Annotated in this window: 2 protein-coding genes; one reads left to right on the forward strand and one right to left on the reverse strand. The window is 41.6% G+C overall.

Going from position 1 to position 4,033, the window contains the following annotated elements; genetic code table 11:
• On the forward strand, positions 1–2,002 hold a 2,002-nt coding region (locus tag RHS_RS27355; protein WP_047834957.1), incomplete at its 5' end, for a hypothetical protein.
• A 65-nt stretch (positions 2,003–2,067) separates the two neighbouring features.
• On the opposite strand, the gene RHS_RS27360 is transcribed toward RHS_RS27355, so the two are convergent.
• On the reverse strand, positions 2,068–4,002 hold the full coding sequence (locus RHS_RS27360) for an NPCBM/NEW2 domain-containing protein (RefSeq protein WP_047834958.1): 1,935 nt from the start codon (positions 4,000–4,002) through the stop codon (positions 2,068–2,070).
• Positions 4,003–4,033: the final 31 nt, after the last annotated feature.

Here is a 4,033-nt window from a genome sequence, read left to right on the forward strand (position 1 = left end):
TCCTGCTCAGTCATTGCAGTCACACGCGCACCTGCCGGTTTTACCTTCCATCCTTTCGGGCACTGACTCAGCCATCCTTTCACTCCCCAGCATTAAAAACAGCTCACCCTGGTCGGAACTGCCAGGCATCATTACTCCTGATACGAACACATTAGATACATCTAATACGAAAGAGACCGAACAGGAGAATGGTACTCCCCTCAATGAAAGCGGCAGCCTTTCAGACCTGGATTATCCTTTCCAGAAAGAATACACGGATCAGATACTGTTGTCATTTCAGGGACAATTACTGGTAATCCAGCAGGATCATAATGCACTTTCCCTCTATCTCTATGACCCGCTTAAAAATAAAATCCTGCACACAGCTGCCATTACGGGTGCCATTCATCTGGATAAGCAGAATATTGCGGTTTCCAAAAAAGAACTCCGCTTATTTGACAGCGTTTCTCAGGAATTTATTTATCTCAACAGCCGTTTAAAAGAAACAGGACGTATTTCATTGTTAGAACCCTGTATCCGCACACCTCTGATTACGGAGGATAAAAAATGGATTTATTATTTTGCCTCCGATGGATCCGGGCTGAAGGAGCTGTCTACCGCAGACCAGTCCCTCCGTCCAATAAAAAGCGGATTGGTGGAAAATAACTTCTGTACAACTTTACAGCTGCTTTGTGACGGTAAGATACTGGCGGTTAACGGTACGGGAAGTGAGCAGAATTCTTATGTCACGAATTTTATAGATATCTCCGCCAATGAAATACTTCGCACCATTCCCGGCAGCATACAGCTAACCTCCCAGGATGATTCCTTTGGCGCACTATACCAGGATGGGTTAATGGAAGCACTTTATCAGATTCCCGGCAGTAAGCCGGAGATCCGGGAACTGGTACTGGATGATCCCCTGGGCTATGGGAATCTCATGTTTGATTTAGATAACAGACTGGCACTGACTTCCATTCAAAAACTCCAGGAAAGCACATCCGATTACGGCAGTTGTGATCTCTACTACTACGATCTGTCCACTGGAAAAAATAAATATAAAACCTCATTTTCCCTGCAGTCCGGCAGTGAACAGTTTGTTGGATCTCCCCAGGATCTGGTATATCTGCCTTCTATCCATATGGCAGTATTCCAGTTTAAACATAACTACTCACATATTGTACTCTGGGATCTGAATCAGAAGACAGAACTCACACAGGATTCTGCGGATTATACTACAAAATATTACTTCTCCGATCAGCCCGACATGGAAGGGATTCAGGCACTGAAAGATCGTGCCGAAATACTAGGCAAACGGTATGGTGTAAATATTTTCCTGGCCGATGATTGTAAAAGAGAATTTCCGGGTTATCATGTAGAACCCGTTTACCAGACCCGTTTGCTAAAAGAAAGTCTTTCACTATTAGAAAAAGCTCTTTCCTCCTACCCTGATGACTTCTTTCAACAACTCAACACAACGGAAACCGGAAAGCTGGGTATCTATATTGCCGGTAATTTTAGTACTGTGGGAAACAATAATCCGGATCATGCCAATGGTGTCTACTTTTATGAGGATGGCAGTCAGTATCTTGTTCTCAATGCATCCAATTTCAGCAGTTTGGAAAGTACGATTTATCACGAAATAAGCCATGCCATTGACCGGTATGCTAAAATCGCCGGACCCGGGAAAGGTCTTAATGATTATGCGGATGATGTATTCAATCAATTGAATCCATCGGGCTTCTCCTATGATTACAGTTACCGGACAAATGAAGACAAGAAAGATCTTGATTTTACTGCAGCTTCCCAGAGCGGCAACATATATTTTATTGATTATTATTCCAAAAGTTTTCCATCCGAAGACCGGGCGCGGATTATGGAAAATGCCATGCATCCACAGGGTATTGACTATTTCCAATATCCTGGACTTCGTAAAAAGCTGGAATATATGAGTCATTTTTTAAGGCAAATATTTGATACCGGTAAATGGGAGTTGCAAACGGCTTGGGAAAAGACGCCATAAAATAACAGCATCCGTTATCTTATGGCGTCTCTAAATTTTTTTTATATGATCCACAGCGAATATTATTATTTTATCCGTATACTTTTTACTATACTGTATTTACCATATACTTTTGCATTCTTTGAGTCCTTTTTATAAGCCCGCACTTTAACATAATAAATACCTTTTTTGAGCTTGCTAATTGTTTTGGATGTGCGGGTAACATCTATTTTTTTGGATTTTTTAAACTTCTTGTTTGCTGCATATACAATCTGATATCCGGAAGCTTTTGATACTTTTTGGAATCTGACTTTCAATTTTCCTTTCTTTTTCCCTGCTAATTCCAGGTTATTTACTTTTTCTGTTTTTACCCTGGACCATTTTGCATACACAGTTTGATTTCCCTTTGTTCCCCCAGAAATCCTGGTTATTTTCTTCTTAAATTTACGGTCTTTATACCAGCCTGAGAAATAATATCCTTTTCTGGATGGCTTTTTCAATTTAATCAATTGATCACTGATGTAAATAGAAGGGTTTGCCGGGGCATTTGTCCCCTTGTTTAGTTTATATGTGATGCGATACCCCACTTTTACCCTGCATTGGTCTTTTACCATGCTGCCATCTTTTGCTGTTGCAGTAATAATTGCTTCTCCTGCCCCCTTTGCCGATACTTTTCCTGTGCTGTCTACCACTGCCACTTTGCTGTTGGAGGAAGTCCATTCCACTGCTTTATTCTGAGCATTTGCCGGCAGGACAATGGCTGAAATTTTTACGCTGTCTTTTACCGCCAGGTTTACAGATTTTTTATTAAGTGTAATTTTATTTACTTTAACCGGTGACGGAATTACATCTTTTTTCCATTTTGCATAGATTGTGGTGTCTGCCGAAATCTGGTTAGCTTCGAAGTTCCAGCTAACTGTCATTGAGGAATCCTGATACCACCCGCCAAATGTATAACCGTTTCGGACCGGATCAGCCGGACGCGTTACCCTTTCATGTTCCTGCACTATCTGATTTTCTACTTTGCTTCCACCATTGGAATCAAAAATTACGGTATACTTTGGTACAGGTATTTTCTCGAATTCTGCTGTTACCGTAATATCTCTTTCGACACTTTCTATGGTGTAAATACCATTTTCCGGGTTAATTAAGGCTTCATTTATGGCGGCACTCTTCAAGCGATAACCTTCTTCCGGAGCAAAGGTATAGGTTACTGTGCTTCCCTGCGTTAATTTAGTTCCTTCCACACTGGATGTAATCGTTCCATGCTCCGGCCGTTGAATAGTCTGGGTAAACTCATTGATTGCCTGTTCCTGAAACTCTGACAACAATTTCATATCTGCCCAGTCAGCATGGTCATTCCAGTTGTTTTCTCCCGCTAATGCTTTTAAGGTAATTCTGGAAGCACCTTTTATTTTCAGGTCCACTTTTTTCATAGACGTTTTCTGGAGCATTACCCCACTGTCGAATTTCTTTTCTCCATCTACAAATATCTGGAACTGTACACTTCCATACTCTGCATTGTATTGGGCATAGTCAACTCCTGCATAACCTTCCAGTTTCTCATACTCTTTCCCCGTTATGTTATATTCTATAACGGATTCCGCATGGGTTCCGATTCCCTTTTTGAAGGTGACAGGTTCTCCCAAATCATCCGCAAGTCTGAGTGCCTTACCGGAAGATGATTTGTCTTTTTGTATTTCCCCATATCCAACGGTAGCTCCCGGCTCATAGGTGAGATCAGACAGATATACTGCCTTTTTCAGATTGATAACTTTCTCATCTGTTGTTTTCCCATCCCGTGCCGTTACTTTAACTTTTATCTGGGGATTTTCCCTGTGTATGGAAAATTCACCCTCTGCCGATTGGATTCCTTCCGCTTTTTGTGTTCCGCAGACAAGCTCCACCTTAGCTCCATTATCCTGGGCTTCTGCCTTAACCTGAACCGTGTCCCCTGAAATGTATTCTGTTATGGAATTTTCTTCGCCAAATTCTGCCGCAACGCTCTTCTCATTTAACAAATATCCTGTAGGTTTACGTTTTCCTTATAGG

The sequence above is a fragment of the Robinsoniella sp. RHS genome (assembly GCF_001029355.1).
Taxonomy (GTDB): domain Bacteria; phylum Bacillota; class Clostridia; order Lachnospirales; family Lachnospiraceae; genus Robinsoniella; species Robinsoniella peoriensis.